The organism is Streptomyces sp. NPDC001401 (assembly GCF_042895385.1).
Classification (GTDB): Bacteria; Actinomycetota; Actinomycetes; order Streptomycetales; family Streptomycetaceae; genus Streptomyces.
Window position 1 is genome coordinate 282,975 of sequence record NZ_JBIAWI010000009.1, and the last position, 26,287, is coordinate 309,261.

Here is a 26,287-nt window from a genome sequence, read left to right on the forward strand (position 1 = left end):
GGTGTCATGGACACGTGACAGCGTTGCATGATGGCCCGCATGCGCGTGCTGATCCCGCTCCCCGACCACGACTTCGACGTCACCGAGGTCGCCGTGCCCTGGCGGCTGCTCACCGACGCCGGGCACGAGGTCGTCTTCGCCACCGAGCGCGCCCGGACCCGGCCCGCGGCCGATCCACGGCTGCTGACCGGCGTGCTCTTCGGGCAGCTCGGCGCGGAGGACGAACCCAAGCGCTACTACGAACAGCTCGCCGCGGCACCGGAGTTCACCGCCACGGCCGCTTGGGCCGACGTGGACGTCACGGCGTACGACGGACTGCTGCTGCCCGGCGGACACGCGCCCGGCATGCGGCAGTACCTCGGCTCGGACCGGCTGCGACAGCAGGTCGCCCGGTTCTGGGCGCTCGACCGGCCGGTCGGTGCGATCTGCCACGGAGTGCTGGTCCTGGCCCGCACCAGGGACCCCGGCACGGGACGCAGCATCCTCGCCGACCGCAGGACGACCTGCCTGCCCAAGTACATGGAACGCACCGCCTACCTGAGCACCGCCTGGCGCCTCGGCCGCTACTACCGCACCTACCCGGCGTACGTGGAGGACGAGGTGCGCTCCGCCCTCACCGACCCGGCCGTCCAGTTCGAGCGCGGGCCCCGGGTACTGACCCGGCGCGGCACGGCGGACGACGACTCGCCCGCCTTCGTCGTTCAGGACGGCACCTATCTGTCGGCGCGCTGGCCGGGGGACGCGTACCTTTTCGCTCGCCGCTATCTCGAACTCCTGGGGTCGTCCTTCGGTACATAGGCGCTCCGCTGTCAGCCCGGTGAGTTGTCTGCGGGTACGTCGCGGCTGGTCGCGCCGTTCCCCGCGCCCCTGTCGGGGCGCTGCCGAACCGGGAGCCGACTTCGGGCACCCCTGCTTAGACTTTGAGGTATGGACGACACGTCGCTGGAGCGGCTCGGTGCGGGCAAATACGTGCTGATCACCAGCTACCGCAAGAACGGCACCCCGGTCGCCACCCCGGTGTGGGTGGTGCGCGACGGCGGCACGCTCGGTGTGTGGACGGCGGCCGACTCCTGGAAGGTGAAGCGGATCCGGGCCCGCGGCGACATCCTCGTCGGCCCCTGCGACCTGCGCGGCAACCCCACCGGCGCGCAGCTCCCGGCCACCGCCCAGATCGGCGACGAGGCGACCGTCGCCCGCTATCGCGAGCTGATCGCCCGCAAGTACGGCATCGTCGGCCGCCTCACCCTGCTCGGCAGCCGGCTGCGCCGCGGCCTGAAGGGCACCGTCGGCATCCGCGTGTCGCTGCAGACCTGAGACGCGTACGGCCGCGCGGTCCTCCCGGGAGAACCGCGCGGCCGTCACCACGGCGAACGCCGGCCTACGACGCGTCCAGCACCGTGCCGCTCAGCACCGGCCCGCCGGGCTGCGGATCACCGTTGTCGTTCGTCAGCTGGAAGCGCACCGACTCGGCCGACTCCGTCACCCGGTCCCTGACCGTCGGCAGGGACACCTCCGCACTCAGCTTTCCCTTCGGTACGTCCGCCCCCAAGTAGAGGTACCTGACCTGCGACAGGGGGCGTTCCGGATCCGGTGACTCGCCCGAGGCGTTGGCGAGCCACGCCGGGTCGACGTCCTTGGTGGACAGCTCCGGACCGCCGGTGACCGGCGCAACGACGAACATCGGGCTCAGGTCCACGTCCGCGGCCTCGGACAGCGACACCTTCCACTTCAGCGGCTTCCCCTCGGTCACCCGGTCCGCCTCCGGCGTCACGGTGATCGTGGGTACGGGGTCGTCGTTCTGCACCGTGACGCCACCGCGGTACGAGCCGATGACAGCGCCCTGCACGGCCTTCACGATCACCGTGTTGTCCACGTCGTACGAGTAGCGCGTGTTGCCCTTCACCTCCACCGGTACGTCGATGTCGTGACCGCCCGGATGCACCGTCACCAGGCGGGCCTGGGTCCTGCCGGTGACCGGGTCGGCGACGTACACCCGCACCTGCCCGCTGCCCTGCCCGGACACCTGCACCGGCACCCGGTACGTACGGACGCCCGAGTCGCCCTCCTTGACGGTCGTACGGCCGATGTCGACGCGCGGCAGCGCGGGCTCTTGTACCGCAGGGGTGCCCGGGCGCCAGCCCCAGGCGTCCATCAGCCAGGCCTTGCCCGAGCGCGAACGCGGCGTCAGTTCAAGGGACTTGACGTGCTTCAGGTCGAGACCGGCCCGGGACGCGGCCGACAGCGGGACGCGCACCTCGCGCGCCCAGTACGAAGCGGTCCGTTCCGTGCCCGGCAGGCCGTCGACGGCGATGCGGCCGACGGCGGCCCGCCTGCCATGGGTGTCGGTGAGGGACACGTCGAGCTTGGTGCCCTTCGAGTTGGGCGGCACGATCACCCGCAGGGCCAGGTCCTTGGCGCCGGAGAGTTCGGCCGGCGTTTCGGGACGCACCTTCACCGCCGATCCGGCCGACGACCACTGCAGTGCGACCGCACGACGACCGACCTCACGATCCGTCTCCCACTGTGCGAAGTGCGGCGACGCGCCCTTCGTGTTGGGGCCCAGGCAGGCCACGTGCGCGTCCGGATCCACCGCGGAGCACAGTCGTCCGCCGGTCACCGTGACCTTGCCGTCCGGCAGGAACCCGCCGGCGCGGTTCGCCCCGACCGCGTGCGTGAGCACCCGCGCGGGATCGGCCGAGGGGGCCCGCCGGCCCGACCCGTCGAGCAGGGGCCGTACGCGGTCGTCCCCGGCGACGAACAGCCGGGCCGCCGCCGCGATGTAGGTGCTGCCGGCCTTGTGCTGCTGGTTCGCGGTCAGCCGGGTCGAGGTGCCCGGGGAGCAGACCGGGTCCCGGTGCCCGGGCTCGTTGTAGAAGTCGTCCTCGGCGGGCGCCTGCGCCTGCCCCGGAGTCCACTCGGTGTTGAAGAAGTTGTGGTCGGCGCCCACCACATACACCGCACTGTGCAGCGCGGAACCCTTGCTGACCCCGCGGGTGCCGTCTACGTAAACCTCGCCCTGCAGGTCGGAGACGTCACCGTCGCAGCCCGGCAGGATCGTCGCCGACGGCACGTCCGCGACCGGATTCTGGCCGAAGATCGTCGGTCCGATGAGCACGGTGCCGCGGATGTGCCAGCGCACCGGGCCGTGATAGCCGTCCTGCGCGGCGGGCGGCGGATAGAGGCTGTCCATCGCCGCCCGGTTCACGCCCTCGCCGCCGCGTGAATGGCCGACGAGCAGGACGCGGGAGAGGTCGGCCGGCGGCGCGTTGCGTACGGCCGCGGGGGCCGAGCCCGGGTGGGCGGCCCAGTCGGCCCAGCGGGCCAGGTGCTGGCGGACCAGTGAGGAGCGGGCCTGTGCGCCGCCGTCCTCGGCCGCGTCGTCCTGGGCGTTGATGCCGTTGGCCGAGATCGACACCGTCACATAGCCCTGCGAGGCCAGGAGCCGCTGGTCGCGCAGGTAGCCCCGGTAGCTCGGGATCGGCTTGGTGCCCTGCGGGCAGGGCCAGTCGCCGGTCACGTCGGTGCGGGTGTAGCAGGTGGAGTGGCGGCCGTGCAGGAACAGGGCGAGCGGCCGGTGGCCGGTGGCGCCCTTCGGCGCGACCACCACGGCACGCATCTCGACCGGCTGGGGGAAGCCGGGCAGCTTCACGGGGTCGAGGTCGTACTCGCCGGTGGTGGTGCCGTACTGGCCCGGTTTCCCGGGGTCCACGGAGTTCGCGGGAAGCCGGGCGGGCGGCGCAGCCGCCGCGGAGCGCCGCCCGCCCGGGGTCTCGGTACGACCGGCGGCGTCCAACTCCCGCCCGCCGGCCTGCACATGAAGGCCTTTCAGCCCGGTCGTCGCCGCGCCTCGCCCGAGGCCGAGACGGAAGGTGCGGCCGTCCTTGTCCGGCCGGGGGACGCCCAGCATCCGGCCCCCGGAGTAGAACTCGACGCGCGCGTCTCCCATCGGCACCGGAGCGGTCGAGCGCCAGACCAGCTGCCGCTCGGCCCCCTCACCGGCGATCCTCCAGCCGGGCGGCAGGCCACCCTCCTTGTCGGCAGCTGTGTTTGACGGTCTGACGTCCGACGGCACTGCCGCCTGCGCCAGCCCTGGCGATCCCCCCGCCACCGCGAGCACCGCCGCAGCGGTCACCCATATTCGCCGGGCACGGAACAAGGTCCCCTCCTCAAGTACCAAGCAAAAGCACCCCGTTGGTCAGCCGGGGGCCTCACGCGTTTCAGAGGACGACAGGAGGGAGTCGTGGGTTGCCTGTGCCTGCCGATTCGGCCGGTGTCCGGCGATGCGATCAGGCCGACCGCGACGACGAGGCATGGGCGCCGGGCCTGCGGGACAGGACCCCCCAATGAGCCGAACTCCGTTGCGCGCCGCCGTCGTCGGCACCGGTCACCGTGCCCAGACCTTCGTCCGGGGCCTCGCCGCCCGCCCCGCCCACCGGGTGGCAGCCCTGTGCGACCCGAGCCCGACACGGATGGCCTTCCACAACCGGGCGCTGGCCGCCGCCGGGGAACCCGCCGCCACCGAGTGGGAACCGGACCGCTTCACCGACATGCTCGCCAAGGAGGACATCGACGAGGTCGTCGTCACCACCGTCGACGCCGCACACGACCGCTACATCGTGCCGGCGCTGCAGGCGGGCTGCCGCGTCGTCACCGAGAAACCCATGACCGTCGACGCGGAGCGCTGCGAGCGCATCCTCGACACGGTGCGGGCGACCGGCAACCCCCTCACCGTGGCCTTCAACTACCGCTTCAACCCGGTGCACGAGACTGTGCGCGCCCTGCTCGCCGACGGTGCGATCGGCGAGACCCTGTCCGTCCACTTCGAGTGGGTCCTCGACATACGGCACGGCGCCGACTACTTCCGCCGCTGGCACCGCGAGAAACAGAGCAGCGGCGGCCTGATGGTGCACAAGTCGAGCCACCACTTCGACCTGGTCAACTGGTGGCTCGCCGACGAGCCGCACGAGGTCTTCGGCTACGGACGGCTCGGTTTCTACGGCCCCGAGGCGGGCGAACGCCACGGACTGCGCCGGGACTACGACCGCGCCCACGGGGCAGCCCCGGCCGCCGACGACCCCTTCGCGCTGGACCTGGCCGGCAACGACACCCTGCGCGCCCTGTATCTGGACGCCGAGCCGGACGACGGATACATCCGCGACCGCAACGTCTTCGGCGGCCCGGTCACCATCGAGGACGACATGGCGGTCCTCGTGCGCTACGCGCGGGGGGCGACGATGACGTACCACCTCACCGCCTACGCCCCGTGGGAGGGCTACCGCGTCATGTTCAACGGCAGCGCCGGCCGCCTGGAGCTGGAGGTGGAGGAGAGCCGGTGGGCGCAGCCCCGGACCCCGGTCGCCTCGGACAGGGGCGCGCTGCACGGGGACACGGCCGCCGAGCACGCGGTCGGTGCACGACTCACCCTGCGTCCGCTGTGGCGGCCGCCGGTCGAGGTGCCGCTCGACGTCGCGCACGAGGCCCACGGCGGGGGAGACCCCCGCATGCTCGACGCGCTGTTCGGATCCGTGGACTTCGGTGAGCCGGCTCAGGGTGCGGCGGCGCATCCCACGGCCACCCAACGCGACGGCGCCCTCGCCCTGGCCGTCGGGCTTGCCGCCAACCGGTGCTTCGAGACGGGGCGGCCGGTGGCCGTGCGGGACCTGGTCCCCGGGGTGTGGAAGGGCTGAGGGAGCGTCAGGACCAGGCGCGGTAGGGCTCGTCGACCAGTTGGAAGACCGGCTCGCCGCGGACCGGGTCCTTGGCCGTCGACAGCCGGACCCGGTCACCGCTGTGGATGCCGATCAGCGGGCCCATGACCCTGCCCCGCACGACGAATCCCTCGGCCATCTCCACGAGCGACACATTGCGCGCGGCGGGAGTGTTGCGGTGCACGATCGTCGCGTGGCGGACCGTGCCCACGCCCTCGCTGCGCTCCGTCCGCAGGTCGCCGCCCTGGCAGACCGGGCACAGCAGCCGGTGGTACATGGCGGTGCCGCACCAGGTGCAGCGCTGGAAGAGGATGGTGTCCGCGTCGGGCGCCTGGGGATCGAGCACGCCTGCCGCGGAGCCGGCTGCCTGACGAGCAACGTTTCCTGAGTGGTGGTACACGCTGGTCAACTCCCTGCGCTCGGCCGGAATCCCACGTGCGCGGGTCAACCGTGCACGCACGTGCGCGGTTCACCGTGCCACCGTGCACGCGACCAATGTATGGCACTCAGTGCCACGCGTAAAGGCACTCGGTACCCTCAATTTTGGCCGCCGTGATCCGCCCGGTCAGCTCCGTCCGAACGCGGACTCGATCTCCTGGACGACCCGCCACAGGGGTGCGTCGCGCCGGGAGACGACGACCACCACGTCCTCGGGCTCCTCGCCGCCGCGGTGCACGGGGGTAGCCGTACCGAAGGCGGACTGGACATACCCCAGCGCGTGGTCCACCGCGGCGTCGGAGTCGCCCTTTCCGTCCGAACGCAGCCAGGACCGAAGCGCGTTGTTGTGCGCCGCGACCACGGCGGCCGCGATCACGTCCGCCTGCAGAGTCCCGTCGCGCCGGCCGGCGAAACGGGCGCGCAGGTACTCCGCGAGGGCGCGTTCGTAGCGCCACACCACGGACAGCTCGTACGCCCGCAGCCCCGGCACCTTCTTGGTGAGGCGGTAGCGCTGCACGGAGAAGGTCGGGTTCTCGGCGTACATGCGCAGCACGAGGCGGGCCGCGTCACAGACCCGCCGCACGGGCTCGTCCTCGTCGCCGCTGTCGGCGAGGAAGGCCGTCATGTCGGCCAGGCACCGCTCGTGGTCGGGGAAGACCACGTCCTCCTTGGAGGGGAAGTAACGGAAGAACGACCGCCGTCCGACACCGGCGAGCGCCACGATGTCGTCGACCGTCGTCTGCTCGTAACCCCGCTCCAGGAACAGCTGGAACGCCGCCGCCACCAGGGCGTCCCGCATCGGTGGCTTCACGGCCGCCGCCTCCGTCTTCATGGACTGGAACGTAGCATCGCGGCGCCACCGATGGCACTCAGTGCACTGGTGTCGGGGAACTGAGTGCTTTCGCGGCCCGCCGGCCATTCGTATGCCGCCCGATGAACTCCCGGCGCCGCGGCCGCGTATCACTCCTCGGCAGACGGCGGACGCCCCAGCCTGGGGACGGAAGGAGAGCACTGTGCCCACACCGCCCGCATCCGGGTCGCCGCAGGACCGCCCGCCGCTGGAACCGATCGTGGTCCTGCGCCCGCGCCGCACCGACGCCCTGGCGGAGTTGTTCAGGGAAATGGAGCAGGGCACCGGCGACCTCGAGTCCGTCGCCGTGCCGGACCCGCGGTCCTGGGACGAGGGCGAGACACAGGAACTCCCGCCCGTGCGTACCGACGACCCGGGCTCACCGCGCCGCGGCGACCGCTTCGGGTTCGGGCCGGGACTGCGCCGCGCCGCCGTCACGATCGCCGTCGCCGCGGCCGCCCTCGTCGGCTTCGGCGGCGCCCTCCTGCTGCACGGCAGGAGCGGCGAAGCCGCCGCCGAGGTACCCCGCCCCAGCGCGTCCGCCGAGCCGACCGCGTCCGCCGCCGCCGCATCGGACCCCGACGGCTCGGGCACCCTCCGCGAGGGCGACAGCGGCCCCGCCGTGACCGACCTGCAGGAACGCCTGCTGCGCATCCCGAACGTCTACGACAACGGCTCCACCGGCGGCTCCTACGACGCCACCCTCAAGGCCGCGGTGGCCCGCTTCCAGCTCTGGTACGGCATCAGGGGCGACGAGACGGGCGTCTACGGCAACGACACCCGGGTCGCACTGGAGTCCCGGACGGCCTCCGGCACCGGCTGAGGCGGCGGGGCGCCCCGCGAACACCATGCAACGGGTTGAAAAAAGACCCGGTGGACGGTGTGGACAATCGGCTGTCGCGGGTCACCATGGGCACCGGGCCGCCGTACGTGGCGTCCCGCCCGCCCGACCCGAAAGCCACGCCCATGAACGGCTCCCGCATCCCGGGGCTGGTCCTGCCCACCGTCTTCCTGCTGGCCCTGATCGTGGGCGTGCTCTGGTACTGGCGGCACCGCGGCGACGAGTGAAAGGCGGCCGGCCACCGGCCCGCGCGGCCGCCTACTGCGGATCCACCGGAAACCCAGGGGTCGGGCACACAGTCGTCGTCCCGCCGCTCGCCCTCCAGCATCGTGGCGAGCAGCGGCACCCCGGGAGCCGGGCTCGGCGGTGTGATGATGGCTCAGGGCGGCCTCGGAGAGCCGCTTCAAGCCCCCGTCGAGGCCCTCCGCGGGCCGCTCGACCAGCCGTTCGTGTAGAGGAAGACGCGGTCGCCCGGTATGAGAGGGCACTGCGCCTCCGCGAAGGACGGGGTCGCACTCGCACCGAGCAGCATGCCGCCGAGACGGTCGAGACAGCGCGCCTGGCCGCCGCGCAGCAGCACGGGCGGCGGATGGCCCGCCTGCGCCCGGACCAGGCGGCGCTCGGCGGGGGCGTAGCGGGCGAGGACCCGGTGATGACCATGCCCTTGGCGGTGAATCGGAGCTGGGTCATCGTGGCGACCGCGTCGATGCCGTGTCCGGCGACGTCACCGACCACGAAGAGGGCGTCCCCGTCGGGCAGTTCGACGGCGCTGAACCAGTGACCGCCGACGTGGGTGCCCGACTGGGCGGGCAGATAGGCGACTTCGACACGCAGCCCCGCCAGGCGCACGGGGCGGGTGGGCAGGTGGAGCAGAGCGTGCTGCGGCCGGCCGGCGCCCGCTCCGGGGGTGCCGGGCCGCCGAGCGTGATCCAGCACTCCTCGTGCAGCGAACCGGTCCCGGCCTCCATACGCCGCTGCAGCTCCTCCTCGGCGGCGTCCGGGGAGCAGCCGGTCCATCTCTGCGCGCTGCCTGGCGACCACCTTGGTCAGTGCGACGGTGTCCTGCGCGGGGCGGGACTCCGCCGGCCCGCCCGTCACGCGTCGAGCATCGCGCACCGTGCGGCCTTCGACCGTGGCCTTGCCCGCCCCGGTCCACCCGAAAGCGGATGCGGTCAGCGCCCGGAGTCGACCAGGGCCTGGGAGACCGCTCGGACGCTGCGCGCAATGTGCTGGAGCTGCAGCACCTCCGCCGCGTACAGCTTGATCGTGTGTTCGATGACCGACTCGGGCAGTCCGAGCGCGGGCAGGTCGGCGCGGGCGGTCTGCAGAGCGGTACGCGCGACCCGGATCTCGTGCTGCACCTGTATCTGCGCATGGCGGGCCAGCAGCACGGGGTGGCGGATCAGGGCCGGATAGCTGCCGTAGCGGGCCGGCACCAGCTCGCGCAGCCACCTGGCCGCCGAGCGCTCCCAGTCGTAGGAGCCGGGCGTCTTGACCTGGCACGGCCAGTCCGGGCTGATGCGCGTGGTCGTCAGTTGCATGATCATCGCTTCCGGGTGTGCGGCGTCGCGTGGGGTGGTCCGACGAGGGCGGGCGGCCCCGGTCTAGGGGATGACCGGGGCCGCCAAGGGCGCTCGCAGAGGCGAGGCCCGACCGAACACCCTGGGCGCCGACGCGGGTAGGAGACGGCGGCTTCGGGTGTCCGTGCAGGGGCCCGGGAGAGCAGACGGTGCCGGCGCGGCGGATGGTGCAGGCGCATGGGCGGACCGTCGGCTTTCTCCGGGCGATGCGGGGTGGGGACGGGGGTACGGAACGTGTCCCGGAGTGTGCCGGTGCGCGATCCGTGAGAAGTATTTATATATGCCGTCCGGTTTGCAAGAAGCATGAAAACATTCATGCGCAGTATGTTGTGAAAGGTCCCTTTGTAATTCCGCTGTAACACCGGATCGGTCGCGGGCGCCGGATCGGTCGCGGGCGCCGGATCAGTCGCGCAGGAAGAACTGGTGCTGGTCGGAGATCTGCTCGTACTCCTCGAGCCGCGCCTGGGTGCGCTCGGGATCGGCGTCGGTCATGGCCTGCAGCAGTGCGGAGGCGATCACGCCGGGCGCAGCGTAGGAGTCGAAGACCAGACGGGAGCCGGTGCCGGTGGCGAGGACCACGTCCGCCTCGTCGGCCACGAGCCCCAGCGCCAGGTCCGTGACCAGGGCGACCTTCAACCCGGCGCTGCGCGCGACCCGTACGGCCGTGAGGGTCTCCTGGGCGTGCCGGGGCATCGAGAACGCCAGCACCCACGTACCGCCCGCCTCACGCGACTGCAACAACGCGTCGTAGGCGACACTGCCGCCCCGCGTCACCAGCCGCACGTCCGGGTGGATACGGCGCGCGGCGTAGGCGAAGTACTCGGCCAGCGAGGCCGAGATACGCAGCCCCAGGACCGTCAGAGGTGTCGACGCCGACAGTTTGCGGCCGAGCTCGATCAACTGGTCGGGGTCGGCGAAGTCGCGCCGCAGGTTCTCCAGGTTCTCGATCTCCGCGTCGACCGCCGCCTGCAGTTCGTTGCTGCCGTTCTCCTCGGTCGCGGCGGGGCCGCCGGCCAGGGTGCCGAGGGCGATCGACTGGAGCTTCTCGCGCAGCGCGGGGTAGCCGCTGAAGCCGACCGCCGCGGCGAAACGCGTGACCGAGGGCTGGCTCACACCGACGCGTTCGGCGAGGTCGGTGATCGAAAGGAACGCCGCCTCGGTGATGTGCTCGATCAGGTACTGGGCGATGCGCCGCTGGCCGGGGGAGAGCCGGGGCCGGTCGAAGAGCGTCCTGAGCTGGGAGGCCGGGGCGGCCTCGGCCTCCGGAGTCGACTTGCCCGAGGTGATCGCGGACGCCTGTGCGCGGGCCTGCTGCGGCGATGACACCGGTGCGCCTCCTTTGTCTCCCACAGTGCTTCAACATAGCCCACACACCGTCGTGACCAGGGTTTGTACGAGGGCATCCGGCGCCGGCAGCCGGATCCTCAGCTTGCGCGCCGGTACCTTGTGCCACCTCTCACCGGCGATAGATCGTGATCGAATGACCGACGTCGTCCACCGGACGACTGCTGCGGATCAACGCGGCCAGCCGGCCTCGCGCCTTGGCCGCCGCCGAGTCCGACACGACCAGCAGCCCGCGCACCTGACGCGAGGGCACCTTGCGCGGATCGGACGCGTCGATGCCGTAGTACGACGGCACGCCGCTGCCTTTGTACACCAGCCAGATCCGCTCGCCCCGGTACCGCTCGTGCAGCCGGTCGGCGAGCCGGCCCAGATCCTGGCCCCAGTCCACATTGGAGTCGTGCAGCCGCAGATGCGTTTTGGCAGGACCGCCGAACGCCTCGATGGAGTACGGCAGATAGTAGGGGTACGTCAGCAGCGAGCTGACCGCGACGAACAGCACCAGCGCTCCCGTCACGAGCGGCGCCCACCGCCACCGCACGGCGAGCACACAGCCCGCGGCCACCGCCAGGAACATCGGCACGAAGATCGCGTACCGGGTCCCGAAGTCCCGTGAACCGGTCATGGCCGCGGCCAGCAGCACACCGGCGGGCACCAGCACGTACGGCGCCGCGGGCCGCAGCCGCCGCACCGCCACCAGCACCACGGCACCGGCGGCCCACAGGGCGAGCATGCCGAGCGGCGTCTTCACCAGCAGCGCGGCCGGCAGGTAGTACCAGCGGGACCCGGTGTACAGATGCCCGAACAGGAAGCCCTGCCACGGGTAGTTCTCGAGACCGAACTGGATGCGCATCCCGTCCCGGTAGGACGCCGGGAACGGCAGCAGCCGCACCAGCAGCCCCTTCAGCCCGTGGACCGCGGGTACGGGCTGATCGGGTGTCCACCGCAGCCGCGGATCGACCACCAGATACGACGCCCATACGACCGCGACGGCCACCACCGCCGCGACGGCTGCCCCCGCGGCCGCCCGCAGCAGTGCTCTGCGCCGGTCCTCCGCCCCTGCCCGCCACACCGACCAGGCGGCCAGTGCCAGCAGCACCGGAACCACCGGGAGCACACTCATCTTGGTCGCCAGCCCCGCCCCCAGCGCCAGACCGCCCAGCGGGACGTACAGCCGGGGCCGTCGGCGGGCTCGCCACAGCAGCCAGGCTGACGTCAGCACGAACCCGGCGGCCGGCACGTCCAGAGTGGCCAGCGAGCCGTGCGCGATGATGTCGGGGGAGAAGGCGTACAGGGCCAGGGCCGCCAACCCGGCCTTCGTGCCCGCGAGTTCACGGGTGAAGGCGAACACCACGAGCCCGAAGAGCAGCGTCAGCACGATCATCGGCAGCCGGGCCCAGAACATCAGCCGCCAGGGGTCGTTGCCCGAGGTGTACAGCAGATGCGCCCCGAATCGGCTCTGGTCGCCCTTGTACGACGTGTCGACGTGCGGATCGGCGATCGCCACCCCGACCGCGATCACCAGCTTGCCGAGCGGCGGGTGCTCGGGGTTGAAGCGGACGCGGTGCTCGTGAAGATAGTCGGCGGCCGTGGCGACGTAGATCGGCTCGTCGATCGTCGGCGTCTGCTGCACGGCGGTGGTCACCATGGCCGCGGCCATCTGGGCGAGCAGCACGAACACCAGCAGCGGCACCAGCCACCGCCTGCGCGGGCGGGGCGACCCCTCGGGGGCCGTCGCCCGCGGCGGCGGGTGTTCCTCGTCGTCGTGTGTGCCCGGCTCGAGGACCGAGTGCTGTTCGTGCGCCATCATCCGCCCCGCGGTGACACGGACCGCGAGGGGGCGGGAGTGATCCGGACCCATCCCATGGGCCCTACTTTCGCATCAGCTCCCGCCTCCCGTGCGTTACCGCTTCAGGAGTCGTACCGACAGACCTTCCGTCGTGTAGACGGGTACGGCCCGCAGCTGGTCGGAGTTCAGCTCGACGCGGTCGAACTGGCCGCGAAGCCCCGCAGCGGACAGGACCCGCACCGTGCTGCCCGCGGCCGGCGGCCGGTCGGCGTCGAGCTGCAGCGTCAGGATGCTGCCCATGCCCAGCACCGCCCGGCGCGTGACCTCCAGGGCGGGCTCGTGGCCCGAGCGGAGCGTCAGGTCCAGCGCACTGGACTCCTGCGCGTATACGCCGTGCACCTGCACGGGCCGCTGCAGCCGCAGCGTGCCGCCCGAGACGCGCACATAGCCGTGGCCCAGCGCATGCGACGAGGCGGCGACCAGCACGCCGTCCTTCACCACGGTGCCGCCGGTGTACTTGTTGTGGCCGGCCAGGGTGAGCGTGCCGCTGCCCAGCTTGGTGAGGCCGCCGTCGCCGCAGATGTCGTTGCGCCAGCTGTCGGCGGCACCGAAGCCGCCCGCGGCCGCGTCGAGAGTGACGGTCACGTCGGTGTCGAAGGCGCCGTAGCCGTCCGCCGCGGCGAACAGGTTGAGCCGCCCCCACTGCTCGAAGCCGTCCAGCAGCACATACCCGGAGGGCAGCGCGGTGGTGCGCAGCACCTCGCGCCGCTGGTCCGCGTCCAGGTACGGCAGCCGCGTCTCCAGCAGCACCTCCGCGCCCTTCGGCACGGTCAGCGGCTCGCTGCGGCAGTGGCGGGTCAGCACGTACGTCAGGCGGGGCCGGACCGCACGGGCGTTGGCGTCCCGGTCCGCGTAGGGGTCGGTGCCGTCCGAGTGTGCGTAGTCGTACAGCGTGTCGGCCGTGGTGCCGGTCTGCGCCTCGAAGTAGGCCAGGGCCTGCGCGCGGGCCGCGGCCTTGAGGCCGGCGTTCGCCGGGTCGGCCAGGGTGGCGGCGGCGAGGGCGGTGGCCATGATGCGGCCGCCCATGACGTCGACCGTGGAGTGCATGCCCGCCATGATCCGGGTGTGGCTGAGCTCGAAGGCCCGGGTCACCAGCTCCTGGAAACGCTCCGGCACGGCGTACGCGTAGGCCAGGCCCGCCAGGTGGAAGGCGTTGGTGTGGCCGCTGGGGAAGCCGCCGTCGTCCGTCGGGGACGTGTTGCGCTGGCGCAGCAGCTGCGGCGCGACGACCACCTTCGAGTCGTACACGGGGTAGCCGAGCGCGTCCTTCGCGCCCGTGTCGACGACCTCGCTGTCCTCGTTCATGCGCCACGGACGCGGGTACTGGAAGGCGTACTTGGACGGGTTGCCCGAGGCGTACGGGCCGCGCACCGTGTCGACCAGTTCGGCCACCTTGCCGAGCACGGAGTCGTGCGAGCCGGCGCCGAGCGCGGAGCCGGCAGGGGCGTCCGCGGGCACCGCGTCGTCGATCTTGGCGGGCGGCGTGCCGTCCGGGGCGCTGGTGATCGACGTGACCGCCTTGGCGCCCGCCTTGTACAGGCCGGCCAGCGGACCCAGGCCCGCGATCATCGCGTAACTCTGGTGCTGGCGGTCGTAGAGGAACGCATCCTTCGCCTGCGCGTCCGTGCGCGCGCCGGTGATCTCGGCGCAATAGTCCATGTTCGCGCGCAGTACGTCGGGCTGCAGGGGCGTGCCGGTGTTCCAGGCGCCGCCCGTCTTCCATATCTGCGCGAACCCGCCGAGCGCGCGGACGACCGCGTTGGTCTCGGGCGTGAGGTTCGTCGGGACGTTGGTCTTGTAGTCGTCGACGAATGCCGCGGGCGTCGTGGCGGCCTTGGCGTCGGCGGCGGTCAGCCAGGTCACGAAGGTGGGCGCGGCCAGCACACCGGCCGAGGCGCCCAGGGAGGTCTTGAGGAACCCCCGCCTGTTGACGGCGAGTCGACCGGCCTTCGAGGAGGAGCGGTGCCCGGCAGGTGACGGCATGCGTGTGCCTCTCTTCAGTTCTTCGGCCGTGCGGCCGGGAAGGAGATCGTGCGATCAGAGGTGTCCCGTGGGACGCGGGCGATGTGCGAATCCGGTGCGTCCCGTGAAGCTTTGAGCGAAGATCTACGGCCGGGTCCTGTCCCGTCGGCGAGGGCCCGGCGACCGTGACGTGTCGTGTGCGTGAACGCGGGCCGACCGGTTCACAGGATCGAACGGGCCAGCGCCACCGCACCCTCCACCGGCGGTGCGCGCAGCGGCTGCGGACGTGCTCCGGGCACGGACCGGGCAAGCGCCGTCGCGAACGCGCCGTACAGCGAACCCTGAGCGAGGACGGTGCTGCCCGCGATCACCACGTCGTCGACGACCACCCCGCGCGCGGCGAGCCGTTCCACGAGCGCGGCCAGCGAACGGCCGGCCTCGGCGATCACCGCACGGGCGAGCGGCGAGCCCGCCTCGGCGGCCGCGAACACGACCGGCGCATGCCGGCCCCACTGCGCGGAGACATCCGTGGCGCTCTCCAACGCGGCGCCGAGCGCCGGTACTTCGGAGACGCCGAAGGAGGCGAGGAGACCCCGGGCGAGCTCATCGGGTTCCTCCCCGCGGTCGTGCGCCGCCCAGGCGGCCCGTGCGGCCTCGCGGACGAGACCGGCCGCACCGCCCTCGTCGCCGAGCACCGCACCCCAGCCGCCGACCTGGAGGGAGCTGCCGTCGGCGAGCCGGCCCACCGCGACGGAACCGGTGCCGGCGACCAGGCCGACCCCCTTGTCCAGGCCCGCGGCGGGCACGAGCAGTTCGGCGTCGCCCACGACCAGCGCGGGTGCGTCGAAGTGCAGTTGCAGGGCGGTACGGATCTGGGCGCACTGGCGCGGAGTCTCGCAGGCGTGGCCGCCCACGGCGACAGCCGCCGGGCGTGCGCCCTGGGGCAGCGCGTCGGCGACCAGCGCGGCCAGCCAGCCGGTGGCGGCCACGGGGTCGTGCGGCCGCCAGCCGCTGCTCGTCCGGACGTGATCGGCGACAAGCTCCGTGCCGACGTAGGCACGCAGATGTGTCTTGGTGCCACCCACGTCGATACCGACCACGAGGGGCGTGAAGTCCTGCACGGAACCTCTTTTTCGTCGATGCGCTGGGCCGCGACGGCGGGCGAACCGTGCTGGTGGGAACGGGAGTTGGTGAACTAGGGAAGCCCCGGGACGGGCTTCTGACGGACACGGCAGGCGAGTACCGTGAAGTTCGTTAGGAAGTTAACTAACGAAGTACAGTGCGTCAAGAGGCATCGCGCACTCGACCACTGAGCGGCCCGTGACCCGTGGGAGAACTGTGATACACGACGTGGCGGAAGCCCCCCGCCTGACCGAGAGCGCAAGCGCGGTATTCGCCGTGCTCGCCGAGGCGGGCAGCGCGACCCGGCCCCAGCTCGCAAGCCTGGCGGGCCTGTCCAAGCCCACCGTGTCCTCCGCCGTCGCGGAGCTGGAGGGCGCCCGGCTCGCCGCCCACTCCGGCACCGCCTCGGGCGGCACGGGCCGCTCCGCCGCCGTCTACGGCCTGGGGCCGGCCGCCGGGGCCGTGCTCGCCGTCGACCTCGGCCCCGCCCTCACCCGGGTGCGCGGCTGTGCCCTGGACGGCACCCTGCTGGCCCAGGCCACCGGGGCCCGGGAGGAGGCCGCCGACGTGGTGCGCGAGGCGCTCGTCGCGCTGCCTGCCGGCGCCCCGCTGCGCACCGTCGTCGTCGCCGTCGGCGACGTCACCGCACGGGAGAAGGAGGGCGCCCGCATGCGCCCCGCCACGGCCAAGGCCGGCCCCGTCTTCGACGCCATGGCCGTCGCGCTGCCGCCGGGCGTTCCCGTCCACCTCGAGAACAACGTCAACTGCGCCGCGCTCGCCGAACTGCACGAGGGCGCCGCGCGCGGCAGGCGCACCTTCGGCTATCTGCGGATCGGCGTGGGTATCGGCCTCGGCATCGTGGTCGGCGGTCAGGTGCTGCGCGGGGCCAACGGCGCCGCCGGTGAGCTGGCCCGGCTGCCCTACCCCTGGGACGACGGCCGCGAGCCGCGCCACGAGGCCCTGGAGGAGTACATCGGCGCCCGCTCGCTCCTGCGGCGCGCGGCCGAGGGCTGGCCGGACGAGGACGGGCCGTGCCCGCGCACCGCCGAGCAGCTCTTCGCCCTGGCCGGGGACGGCCGGGTGGCGGCCCGCGCCGTGATCGGCCGCCACGCCGCCGACGTCGGCCGTCTTGCCGCCGCCGTGACCGCCGTACTGGACCCGGGACTGATCGTCCTGGGCGGCAGCACCGGCGCGGACCCGCAGATCCTGCCCGGTGTGCGCGCCGAGCTCGCCCGGCTGAGCTGGCCCACCGAAGTCGTCAGCAGCACGGTCGGCGATCTCGGCACCGTCGTGGGCGCCGCCCGGCTCGCGGTTTCCCGAGGAGTCCAAACCGTGACCGAGGCCGCGGGGGCGAAGGATTGACGGCCTCCGACTCGATCTGCCAATGTCCGGACAAGCGCTTTCTAAGTCGGCCGGGACGCCGACTCCGGGTGAGCCTCCCGCCCGTACGCGAAGTACGGCAGTCGCACGAGGGCGTGCTTGTGCGACGACGGCCCTCATGGCCGGGGACACCATCCGTCAGGGCGACGCGGCCGGGCGAGGCCGTGCCCCGGAAAGCGAAATTCGAAATTTCCTGCAAAATGCACCCGTGCCGCCTCGGCTGGCGCCGTGCTCCGTCCAGTACGACGAAAAGGGATCGAAAATGACCAGTGTGGGTGTGCGGCGCTCCCGCCGTCTCGGCCGCGGCGGCATACGCCGTGTGGTTCCCCTCGCTGCCGTGGCCACGGCAGGTGCCCTTCTGCTCACCGCCTGTGGCGGGTCGGGGTCCGGCTCGGGCGGGAACTCCAAGTCGCTGACGTTCTGGATCTCCACTGTTCCGGGGCAGGACGCGGGCTGGAAGAAGCTGGTGGCGCAGTACAAGAAGGAAGCCGGCGTCTCCGTCAAGCTCGTCAACATCCCCTACGACGGCTACACGACGAAGCTGCACAACGCCGCGCAGGCGAACTCCCTGCCCGACGTGGCGGCCGTGCCGGCGCTGGACCCGATCTGGTCGAAGAATCTGATTGACCTCAGCTCCATCGCCAACAACAAGAGCAACAACATCAACGCCAACTTCCTCGCCAAGGACTCGTCCGGGAAGGTGCTGTCCATCCCCTCGGACGTCACCGCGTCCGGCATGTTCATCAACAAGACGCTGTTCAAGAAGGCCGGCGTCTCCTTCCCGACCTCGCCCGACAAGACCTGGACCTGGACCGACTTCATCAAGGCGGCGAACAAGGTCCGCGAGAAGACCGGCGCCAAGTACTCCCTGACATTCGACCAGTCGCCGTCCCGGCTCCGCGCCATGGTGTACGAGCTCGGCGGGAAGTACGTCCACGCGGACGCCTCCGGCAAGTTCTCGGTGGACGCGGCGACCAAGAAGGCCGTGAAGACCTTCGTCGGATGGAACGACGACAAGACCATGCCGAAGTCGGTGTGGACCAGCGGCGCCGACCCGTCGGCCATGTTCCAGAGCGGTGACGTGGTCGCCTACTGGTCCGGCGTGTGGCAGGTCGCCGCCTTCTCGGAGAGCATCAAGAAGTTCGACTGGGCGAGCGTCCCGACTCCCGCCGAGCCGGTGCAGGCGAGTGACGTCAACAGCGGCGGCATGATGGTCGGGTTCAACAACAACGGCGACGCGGCCACGGCCGCGAAGAAGTTCATGTCCTGGCTGTACGAGCCGTCCCACTACACCGAGCTGTGTGCGGCGTCCGGGTTCCTGCCCGTCGAGAGCGGTCTGACCCCGAAGTACCCCTTCAAGTCCGAGGCGGCACAGGCGGCGTTCAAGCTGTACAACGAGGAGATCCCGCTGTACGCCCCGATCTCCGGCTACTTCAACGGCGCGCAGACGGACTGGGTGCTGAAGGGCAAGAGTCTCACCGAGGACCCGACCAAGACGGAGCTCGGCAAGGCGGTCAACGGCCAGCAGTCGTCCGACAAGGCGTTGGAGAACATCGTGGCCGGCTACAACCAGCAGGTCGGCGGCGGATCGTAAGCCACAGGGCCGGGGGCGGTGTCTCGACAGCGCCCCCGGCCCTTTACGCCCACACGATGCCGGGCTCATGGCGTGAACCCACCGCAATCCATTCCACCAGCACGGAGTCAGGAAGATGACAAAAGGCGCCTCGGACGTGTCCGCGAGCCCGCCCAGGAGACGCAGCAAGTACACCCTTGCGCCGCTCGTCCTCATCGCGGCCAATGTCGTGCTCTTCGCGCTGTTCTTCGTCTGGCCGGCGGTGATCGGGCTCGTCTACTCCTTCACGAACTACACCGGTGTGGGGGCGTTCCAGTACATCGGCCTGGACAACTACCACAACCTGTTCGGGGACTCCACCTTCTACGACGCCCTGATCCGGACGTTGCTGTACGTCGTCCTCTTCGTACCGCTGAATTTCGCGCTCTCACTGCTCGCCGCCAACCTGGTGGTGAGCAAGCACGCCAAGGGCGCGTCCGTCGCCCGCGTCATCTTCTTCATCCCGTGGCTGCTGTCGCCCATCGTCGTGGGTGTGCTGTGGCGGTGGCTGTTCGGTGAGAACTTCGGACTGGTCAACTACGTCATCGGGAAGCTCGGCGGAAGCGCCGTCCCGTGGCAGTCGAACGCGGACCTGTCGCTGCTGGTGGTGGTGATGGCGGCATCCTGGATGTGGACGGGTTTCACGATGCTGCTGTTCATCGCGGCGATCAAGAACGTACCGGTGTCGTACTACGAGGCGGCCTCGCTCGACGGCGCCGGCCCATGGCGCCAGTTCTTCAGCATCACGCTGCCGAGCATCGCGCCCACCTCGTTCATCGTCATCCTGCTCAACACGATCAACGCGATGAAGGAATACCCGGTGTTCGTCGCGCTCAACAACGGCGGACCCGGAACGTCGAACAACCTGATGGTCCAGTACATCTATGAGACCGGCTTCAAACGGGGCCAGATCGGCTACGCGAGCGCCGCGTCATTCGTGCTCATGCTCATCCTGATGGCCGTCGCGATCATCCAGCTGATCGTCAACCGGCGGGTGGAGAACCGATGACAACCACAGACATGCCTCGCAAGGTCGACGCCGATCCAGGACGGGTCATCTCCAAGAAGCGGCCCGGCGGCGCGGCACGCGGTGGGATCCGGCAGGCGGTGTCCGCGACGACACTGCTGTGGATCCTCGCGTGCCTCTACGGGTTGCCGGTGCTGTGGTTCATCCTCAGCTCCCTCAAGCCGGCCAGCGACCTGTTCTCCTATCCGCTGACGCTGGTTCCGCACAACCCCACCCTGTCGGGTTACCTGACGGCGTGGCGCAGTGCCAACTTTTCCCAGTACTTCATCAACACGACCATCGTGTGCGTGATCACGACGATCCTCACGGTCGGGGTCAGCTGCTGCACCGGGTACGCGCTGGCCAAGTACGACAACAAATGGCTCAAGGCGTTCTTCCTCTGCATCCTGGCCACCACGATGCTGCCGGGCGAGGTCATGCTCGCCCCGGAGTTCCTGGTGGTCCGCAACCTCGGCCTCTACAACTCGTTCGCCGGCATCATCTTCCCGGCGGTTCTCACCGCGACCGGATGCTTCATGTTCCGTCAGTTCTTCCTGACGGTCCCGGACGAACTCGTGGAAGCCGCACGCATCGACGGCGCGCGCGAACTGTCGATCTTCCTCCGGATCATGGTGCCGCTGTCCCGGCCGATCATGCTGACCCTCGCCATCCTGTCCTTCCAGTGGCGGTGGAACGACTACATCTGGCCGCTGCTGATGCTCAACGACCCCAACAAGTTCACCGTGCAGATCGGCATCCAGAGCATCGTCGGCGCGCAGAACATCAACTGGTCGGTCCTGCTCGGCGCATCGGTCATCTCCATGATCCCGCTGATCGTGATCTTCCTGGTCTTCCAGCGCTACGTCATGGGCGCCGACATCAATGCCGGACTGAAGGACTGACCTTGACCGCCCTGCTCGACCACGAGTTCGTCCGCGCAGCGGCGCTCGCCGCCGACGGGTCGGCCGCCCTGCTCGCGGCCGACCCGTCGGCGGAATTCATCGGGCCGCACCGCGCCCTGGCCCGGCGGGTGAAGACCTTGGTCGCGGCGTACCGTTCGCCGGAGTCGGCCCTGCACGGCAGCGAGCGGGCCGTCGCCGCCGCGCTGACCCACCTCCGTGCCCTGCGGTCCCTGCAGACGGCCTCCGGCCTCTTCGCGGGCGGCGACAACGTGCAGTCGCCGCCGGACTCCGCGTTCACCGTCAACGACGTGTGCGACGCGCACGTCCTCGCCGCGGGCGCGGGGCCGGAACTGGCTGACGTCACGGCGGCGCTCGCCGACATCGCGGGCGCCGCCACCGGCCCTCTCCTGACCGGCGGGGTGCACACCCCGAACCACCGCTGGGAGCTGTCTGCGGCGCTGGCCCGGCTGCACCGCTCGTTCCCGGACGCCCGGCTGCTCGCCCGCGCCGAGGAGTGGCTCGCTGAGGGCGTCGACATCGACGCGGACGGCCTGTACTCGGAACGCAGCGCCGTCTACGCGTCCATTGTGACCAACCCGTCGCTGCTGTTGCTGGCCGAGGTGCTCGGGCGTACCGACCTGCTGGACGCCGTCGAACGCAACCTCGCCACGACCCTGGACCTGATCAGGCCGGACGGCACGGTGGAGACCGTCCACTCGCGCCGCCAGGACCAGAGGCTCTCGTTCGCGCTCTGGCCCTACCTGCCGCACTACCGGCTGCTCGCGATCCGCACCGGCCGGGGCGACTTCGCCCGCGCGGCCCGCCTGGCGGCTGCCGACGGCATCAACGACCCCGACCTGCTCGCCCAGACCCTCCTCACCCCGGATCTGTGCCGCGCCCTGCCGGCCCCGGACGCGGAGAAGCTCCCGCGCGACCGGTACCTCCCTACCGCACGCCTCGCCGCACACGTCTCGGCCACCGCGCACACCGTGGTGTACGGCGGCTCCGACGTGCCCGAGCACCGGCGCATCCGCTCGGGCCTCGCCTGCAACCCCACCTTCCTGCGCCTGTTCGCCGGTGCCGCCGTCCTCGACGCGGTCCGCCTCTCGCGGGTGTTCTTCGACCTGGGCCCGTTCCGCGCCGCCGACATGGAACAGCTCGCCGACAACCGGTACCGGCTCACCCAAACCCTCACCACCGCCTACTACCAGCCGCTCCCGAAGGACCTCAGGCGCGACGACGGCGCCTACCGTCTGGTGGACGAGGGCCGCTTCTCCGCGGCGATGGCCTTCCCCGACCGCCCTCAGGACGAGGTCTCCCACACGACCCGAGTCGAGGTCGACCTGCGGGAGGACGGGGCCGACCTGCGGATCGACATCAGCGGCCCATCGGTGCCCTGGGCCCTCGAACTGACCTTCCGGCCGGGCGGCGAGCCGCAGGGCGCCGTACCGCTCGGCGACGGACGCTGGTGCCTGACGACCGAGCCGTTGACCTACCGCGTCGGCGACGACGAGATCCGGGTCGAGGCCGCCGTCGAGACGGGCGAACCGCTCGCCGGGCCGGACCGCAGCGACGTGCTGCGCTACGACCCGGGTCAGGACTACACCGTGGTGGGCGGCACCGATGGCACGACCGGTAACCGCGTCTACCTCGGTGGACAGGGCCCGCAGACCCTGACCGTCGCACTGCGCGCCCGCCGGTCCGAACCTGTCGTGTGACCCCGACGACCCACGCCATGGCCACCTCAGGCATGAAGGACTGATCCCCGTGCACCTCCTCCACCAGCGCGGCCCCCTGCACGACCTCCCCGACACCCCCGAGGCCTACGACGCCGTCCTCGCCGACGTGGTCGAGCAGGCCCTGCGGCGGATGACGCCGGAGGGCAACCTCGAACACCCTGACTGCGTCGACGACATCGGCGACACCTCCCTCGGCCTCACGTCCCTGCTGGTGCTCGCCCTTCAGCGCACCAAGGACCCGAGGCTGCCGGAAGCGGTGCACCGCAGCCTCGCCTTCCACCTGAACGAGCGCGTCTACACCGAGGACAACCCCGGCTACCCGAACCTGAGGATCCGCAACTCGGGCTTCCCCTACGCCCGTTACGTCCTGGAGGCGGGTGCCCATCCCATCGGCGACTGGCCGAGCACGGTGTGGGCGCTGCTCCAGGCCGTCAACATCCTCGACGCACCGGACGGCCTGGTCGATGCCGACCAGCGCGCCCAACTGCTCGACGTGGCACGGGGTTACTGGTGGTGGCTGACCGAGGCGACCTTCTTCAACCCGCAGGAGGCCGGCAACCAGGCCATCGGCTGCGTCGTCGGCGGCCTGATGCTGGCACGCCATCTCCCGCCGGACGAAGGGGAGTTGGCCCGCGCCCGGGCGATCGGCCTCTACACCGAGGAGATCCGTGCCCACCGGGTACGCGACCGGGGTGCCCTGCTGCCTCCCGAGCACGGCGGCGCCTACGACAACAACTACGGCCCGATCTCCCTCTCCTTCCTCGCCCAGGCCCACCGGGTCAGCGGCGAGGAGATCTTCGCGGAGGACGGGGACGCGCTCGCCCGCTACATCGACGCCCGCCTCACCGGCGGCGGCTTCGACAACGGCGGTCCCCGCTACAGTGAGCAGCACTCCGGCTTCGAGTCGGTCCTCGGCCTGCGCTACTTCAGCCGCCGTATCGGCTCCGACCTGGGCCGCTACCGGGGCGACACACGCTGGGGGCGGCACGCCGTCAAGCCCGACGGCGGCGTCGACGGGCACTTCGCCTGGATGCTGGTCTGGCAGATCCAGGACCCCACGCGCTGGCACCGCACCCCCTCGACCGAGCCCGTGCGCCACCAACTCCGGGCGGGCACCGTCTCGGTGGCCTTCGACGACCGTATGACCCCGTCACTGGTCGAGGCCGGGGGAACGTACTACCTGCCGGCCGCCGTGAACCGGCAGCACGGCTTCGGCCCCGTACTGGACGGATTCGTGTTCTGCCGTCCCATGGGTGAGGTCCGGGTGCGGGACCTGAGCACCGACGGCCTGGCCGCCAAGCTGGTCACCAAACCGGTGGTCGGCCGCGACCACGTCCTGCGGCACGTGCGGTCCCTCTACGTCACCGACGGCACGAGCCTGTGGACGACGGTCGCCGTCGAACGCCTGCCCGGAGAGCCGTATCTGCTCGCCGGCCTGCCGTACGCCGAGGACGACGGCGACCGGGTGCGCCGGACGGCCCAGGGCGCGGTGGCGTCGGCGGGCACGCTCCGCCTGACCCACCCGCAGGCGCAGGGCGAGGAGCACTTCGACGCCCGTGCGGAACTCAGCCAGGAGCAGGCGGCGTTCGCACTCGCCGCCGACCCGCGCGGCTACGGCAACCCCGACGACGGCTGGCGCCACCTGGTCAGCTCCACCGCCCTGGAGGCGGGCCCGATCCCGGGCACACCGGATGATCTGCACGTGTTCGCCGTACGGTACGGCTCCGAGGCGCCGCTCACGGTGTCGGTCGAACGGACCGGGGAGGGGCTGACCATCGGTACCTCCGCCTTCACCGCGGTGATCGGCGCCGAGGACGAGCAGGGCGAGCCGGAGCTGACGCTGCGCGCGGTCAGTACTTGAGGGCGAGTTCGCCCACCGGGACCACCAGGTCCGCCCGGGCCCGGGTCGCGGCGACCAGCTCCGCATTGCGCTGGTCGCTGCGCCGCACCCAGGCCACCGCCTCCTCGTGCTCCTTGCCGAACTCCTCGTGCCGGGCGATCAGCCGCCTCAGGCGTTCCTGCTCGTCCAGTTCGCAGAACCACACCTCGTCGAGCCGGCTGCGGACGCGGGGCCAGGCTCCCGTCTCCAGCAGCAGGTAGTTGCCCTCGGTGACCACCAGCCGGGCCGTCGGCGGCACCGGGACGGCGCCCGCGATCGGCTGCTCCAGCACCCGCTCGAACCCCGGCGCGTACACCACCTCGGCTTCGTCCTCCTCGCGCAGTCGGGCCAGCAGCGCCGCGTATCCGGCCGCGTCGAAGGTGTCGGGCGCCCCCTTGCGGTCCCGGCGGCCCAGCCGGTCCAGCTCGACGTCGGCGAGGTGGAAGCCGTCCATGGGGACGTGCGTGACCCACGGCTGTCCGGCCGTCCCGTTCAGCTCCCGCACCAGGCTCTCCGCGAGGGTCGACTTGCCCGCGCCCGGGCTGCCGGTGATACCGAGGACGGCGCGCCGTCCGCCTCGGGGGAGAGCGCGGGCACGGGCCAGGAGATCGTCGAAAGTCAGTGGCACACGGCAGAGTCTGTCACCCGGGCGGCGGCGCGATGAACTGCGGCGGCGCGGGGAGTCGTCTCAGTAGAGGGGACACATCCGTGGTGAGGAAGGGAGCCGGTGCCGTGCCCGACGACGCAGCACAGATCCGCACACTGATCGAGAAGTGGGCCGAGGCCGTCCACCGCGGCGACCTCGACGGCGTCCTCGCCGACCACGCCGAGGACATCGTGATGTACGACGTCCCGCCGCCGCACCAGGGCATCCACGGCCTCGCCGCCTACCGCGCGACCTGGCCGCCGTTCTTCGTGTGGCAGGCCCAGGGCGCCTGCTTCGACATCGAGTCCCTCGACGTCACCGCCGGCACCGACGTCGCCTACGCGCACGCACTGCTGCGCTGCGCCACACCTGAGGAACTGGCCGAACACCCCACTCTCCGCCTGCGGTTGACGTTCGGCCTGCGCAAGGAGCGGGACCGCTGGCTGGTCGCGCACGAACACCACTCGTTCCCCCACGACTGACGAACCGACAGGCCGCCGTGCGCGATCCGGGCGTTTCCCGCGGGCCCGGTTCAGGTAGGAGTCGAATGTCGACCGACGAGGAGGGGGAGTGGCATGACCGCGAGTGACACGGATGGCAGGCTGGGGGAGGAGTTCTTCACTCCGGGAGCTGCGTCCTTCACCGAGTTCCTGGCTGCGCACCGCCCCGAACTGCTGCCCACGCGCCGCCCCTTCCCCGACGGCGTCCGCGCCGAGCCCGGCCGGTTCCCGCACGGCACGACCGTGCTGGCCCTCGCCTACCGCGACGGCGTGCTGATCGCCGGCGACCGCCGCGCCACGATGGGCAACCTCATCGCACAACGCGACCTGGAGAAGGTGCATCCCGCGGACGACTACACCGCGGTGGCCTTCGCCGGCACCGTCGGACTCGCCCTGGACATGGTGAAGCTGTACCAGGTCGAGCTGGCGCACTTCGAGAAGATCGAGGGCATCCCGATGACCCTCAACGCGAAGGCGAACCGCCTGGCCGGCATGATCCGGCAGAACCTCGGCCAGGCCATGCAGGGCCTCGCCGTCGTACCGCTCCTGACCGGCTACGACGAGTCCGCCCCGGACGGCGAGAAGGGCCGCATCTTCAGCTTCGACGTCGCCGGCGGCCTGTACGAGAAGACGGACTTCCACGCCGAGGGCTCCGGATCGCCGTACGCCCGGGGCGCGCTCAAGAAGCTGTTCCACAAGGGCATGGACCGGCGGGAGGCCGCCCTGGCCGCCCTCCAGGCCCTGTACGACGCGGCCGACGACGACTCCGCGACCGGCGGCCCGGACATCAACCGCCGTATCTTCCCCATCGTGTCGGTCATCACCGAGGACGGCTTCGAGCGGCTGTCCGAGCCGGACACGGAGGCACTGAGCCGGGAGATGGTCGAGCAGCGCCGCAGCCGCCCGGACGGGCCGAACGCCGCACCCTGACC

Annotated in this window: 22 protein-coding genes and 1 pseudogene; 13 read left to right on the forward strand and 10 right to left on the reverse strand. The window is 71.3% G+C overall.

What is annotated here, in order from left to right:
* The first annotated feature begins 39 nt into the window (after positions 1-39).
* Together ACFY10_RS28895 and ACFY10_RS28900 are read left to right on the forward strand one after the other, a co-directional pair.
* Positions 40-798: a type 1 glutamine amidotransferase domain-containing protein gene (locus ACFY10_RS28895; protein WP_390668126.1), complete on the forward strand. Its 759-nt coding sequence runs from the start codon at positions 40-42 to the stop codon at positions 796-798.
* A gap of 129 nt (positions 799-927) precedes the next feature.
* Positions 928-1,314, forward strand: coding sequence for a PPOX class F420-dependent oxidoreductase (locus tag ACFY10_RS28900; RefSeq protein ID WP_390668127.1), 387 nt, complete (start codon positions 928-930; stop codon positions 1,312-1,314).
* A gap of 64 nt (positions 1,315-1,378) precedes the next feature.
* On the opposite strand, the gene ACFY10_RS28905 is transcribed toward ACFY10_RS28900, so the two are convergent.
* A complete protein-coding gene (locus tag ACFY10_RS28905; RefSeq protein ID WP_390668128.1) occupies positions 1,379-4,156 on the reverse strand; it encodes a hypothetical protein in 2,778 nt (925 codons plus the stop codon).
* A 187-nt stretch (positions 4,157-4,343) separates the two neighbouring features.
* Between ACFY10_RS28905 and ACFY10_RS28910 the strand changes: the two genes are divergently transcribed.
* A complete protein-coding gene (locus ACFY10_RS28910) occupies positions 4,344-5,687 on the forward strand; it encodes a Gfo/Idh/MocA family protein (RefSeq protein WP_390668129.1) in 1,344 nt (447 codons plus the stop codon).
* Between the two features lie 7 nt (positions 5,688-5,694).
* On the opposite strand, the gene ACFY10_RS28915 is transcribed toward ACFY10_RS28910, so the two are convergent.
* Positions 5,695-6,108 carry a zinc ribbon domain-containing protein gene (locus tag ACFY10_RS28915; RefSeq protein WP_365838376.1) on the reverse strand — a complete coding sequence of 138 codons (414 nt, stop codon included), beginning with the start codon at positions 6,106-6,108 and terminating at the stop codon, positions 5,695-5,697.
* A 165-nt stretch (positions 6,109-6,273) separates the two neighbouring features.
* Entirely contained in the window at positions 6,274-6,945 is a 672-nt protein-coding gene (locus ACFY10_RS28920; protein ID WP_390668249.1) for a TetR family transcriptional regulator, read from the reverse strand.
* Between the two features lie 214 nt (positions 6,946-7,159).
* On the opposite strand from ACFY10_RS28920, the gene ACFY10_RS28925 reads away from it, so the two are divergent.
* Positions 7,160-7,819: a peptidoglycan-binding protein gene (locus ACFY10_RS28925; protein WP_390668130.1), complete on the forward strand. Its 660-nt coding sequence runs from the start codon at positions 7,160-7,162 to the stop codon at positions 7,817-7,819.
* A 59-nt stretch (positions 7,820-7,878) separates the two neighbouring features.
* Entirely contained in the window at positions 7,879-8,064 is a 186-nt protein-coding gene (locus ACFY10_RS28930; protein ID WP_390668258.1) for a hypothetical protein, read from the forward strand.
* 59 nt (positions 8,065-8,123) lie between these two features.
* Here the strand turns inward: ACFY10_RS28930 and ACFY10_RS28935 are convergent.
* The 6 genes and pseudogenes from ACFY10_RS28935 to ACFY10_RS28960 all read right to left on the reverse strand — a co-directional run.
* Positions 8,124-8,842, reverse strand: a pseudogene (locus ACFY10_RS28935) (PP2C family protein-serine/threonine phosphatase); the annotation flags it as partial.
* 167 nt (positions 8,843-9,009) lie between these two features.
* Positions 9,010-9,384: a hypothetical protein gene (locus ACFY10_RS28940; RefSeq protein ID WP_232648728.1), complete on the reverse strand. Its 375-nt coding sequence runs from the start codon at positions 9,382-9,384 to the stop codon at positions 9,010-9,012.
* 435 nt (positions 9,385-9,819) lie between these two features.
* Entirely contained in the window at positions 9,820-10,743 is a 924-nt protein-coding gene (locus tag ACFY10_RS28945) for a MurR/RpiR family transcriptional regulator (protein ID WP_390668131.1), read from the reverse strand.
* 130 nt (positions 10,744-10,873) lie between these two features.
* Positions 10,874-12,619: an ArnT family glycosyltransferase gene (locus ACFY10_RS28950; protein ID WP_390668132.1), complete on the reverse strand. Its 1,746-nt coding sequence runs from the start codon at positions 12,617-12,619 to the stop codon at positions 10,874-10,876.
* Positions 12,620-12,661: 42 nt separating this feature from the next.
* Entirely contained in the window at positions 12,662-14,590 is a 1,929-nt protein-coding gene (locus tag ACFY10_RS28955; protein WP_390668133.1) for a phosphatase PAP2 family protein, read from the reverse strand.
* A 200-nt stretch (positions 14,591-14,790) separates the two neighbouring features.
* Positions 14,791-15,690, reverse strand: coding sequence for an N-acetylglucosamine kinase (locus ACFY10_RS28960; RefSeq protein ID WP_390668134.1), 900 nt, complete (start codon positions 15,688-15,690; stop codon positions 14,791-14,793).
* A 229-nt stretch (positions 15,691-15,919) separates the two neighbouring features.
* Between ACFY10_RS28960 and ACFY10_RS28965 the strand changes: the two genes are divergently transcribed.
* The 6 genes from ACFY10_RS28965 to ACFY10_RS28990 all read left to right on the forward strand — a co-directional run bounded on the left by ACFY10_RS28965 (position 15,920) and on the right by ACFY10_RS28990 (position 24,191).
* A complete protein-coding gene (locus ACFY10_RS28965; RefSeq protein ID WP_390668135.1) occupies positions 15,920-17,053 on the forward strand; it encodes an ROK family transcriptional regulator in 1,134 nt (377 codons plus the stop codon).
* Positions 17,054-17,333: 280 nt separating this feature from the next.
* On the forward strand, positions 17,334-18,665 hold the full coding sequence (locus ACFY10_RS28970) for an extracellular solute-binding protein (RefSeq protein ID WP_390668136.1): 1,332 nt from the start codon (positions 17,334-17,336) through the stop codon (positions 18,663-18,665).
* Between the two features lie 115 nt (positions 18,666-18,780).
* The gene (locus ACFY10_RS28975) at positions 18,781-19,692 is read left to right on the forward strand and encodes a carbohydrate ABC transporter permease (protein ID WP_390668137.1); all 912 of its coding nucleotides are present in this window, start codon (positions 18,781-18,783) and stop codon (positions 19,690-19,692) included.
* Entirely contained in the window at positions 19,689-20,591 is a 903-nt protein-coding gene (locus ACFY10_RS28980; protein ID WP_390668138.1) for a carbohydrate ABC transporter permease, read from the forward strand. Before ACFY10_RS28975 ends, ACFY10_RS28980 begins: the two co-directional genes overlap by 4 nt.
* Positions 20,592-20,593: 2 nt before the next feature.
* Positions 20,594-22,309, forward strand: a complete 1,716-nt coding sequence (locus ACFY10_RS28985; protein WP_390668139.1) for a hypothetical protein — start codon at positions 20,594-20,596, stop codon at positions 22,307-22,309.
* Positions 22,310-22,358: 49 nt separating this feature from the next.
* Positions 22,359-24,191, forward strand: coding sequence for a hypothetical protein (locus ACFY10_RS28990; protein WP_390668140.1), 1,833 nt, complete (start codon positions 22,359-22,361; stop codon positions 24,189-24,191).
* Here the strand turns inward: ACFY10_RS28990 and ACFY10_RS28995 are convergent.
* Entirely contained in the window at positions 24,181-24,837 is a 657-nt protein-coding gene (locus ACFY10_RS28995) for a nucleoside/nucleotide kinase family protein (protein WP_390668141.1), read from the reverse strand. The two genes, ACFY10_RS28990 and ACFY10_RS28995, sit on opposite strands and share 11 nt — an antisense overlap.
* 104 nt (positions 24,838-24,941) lie before the next feature.
* Between ACFY10_RS28995 and ACFY10_RS29000 the strand changes: the two genes are divergently transcribed.
* Positions 24,942-25,337, forward strand: a complete 396-nt coding sequence (locus ACFY10_RS29000; RefSeq protein WP_390668142.1) for a YybH family protein — start codon at positions 24,942-24,944, stop codon at positions 25,335-25,337.
* Between the two features lie 93 nt (positions 25,338-25,430).
* Positions 25,431-26,285 (forward strand): proteasome subunit beta, encoded by an 855-nt coding sequence (gene prcB / locus ACFY10_RS29005; RefSeq protein ID WP_390668143.1) that lies wholly within the window; start codon positions 25,431-25,433, stop codon positions 26,283-26,285.
* Positions 26,286-26,287: the final 2 nt, after the last annotated feature.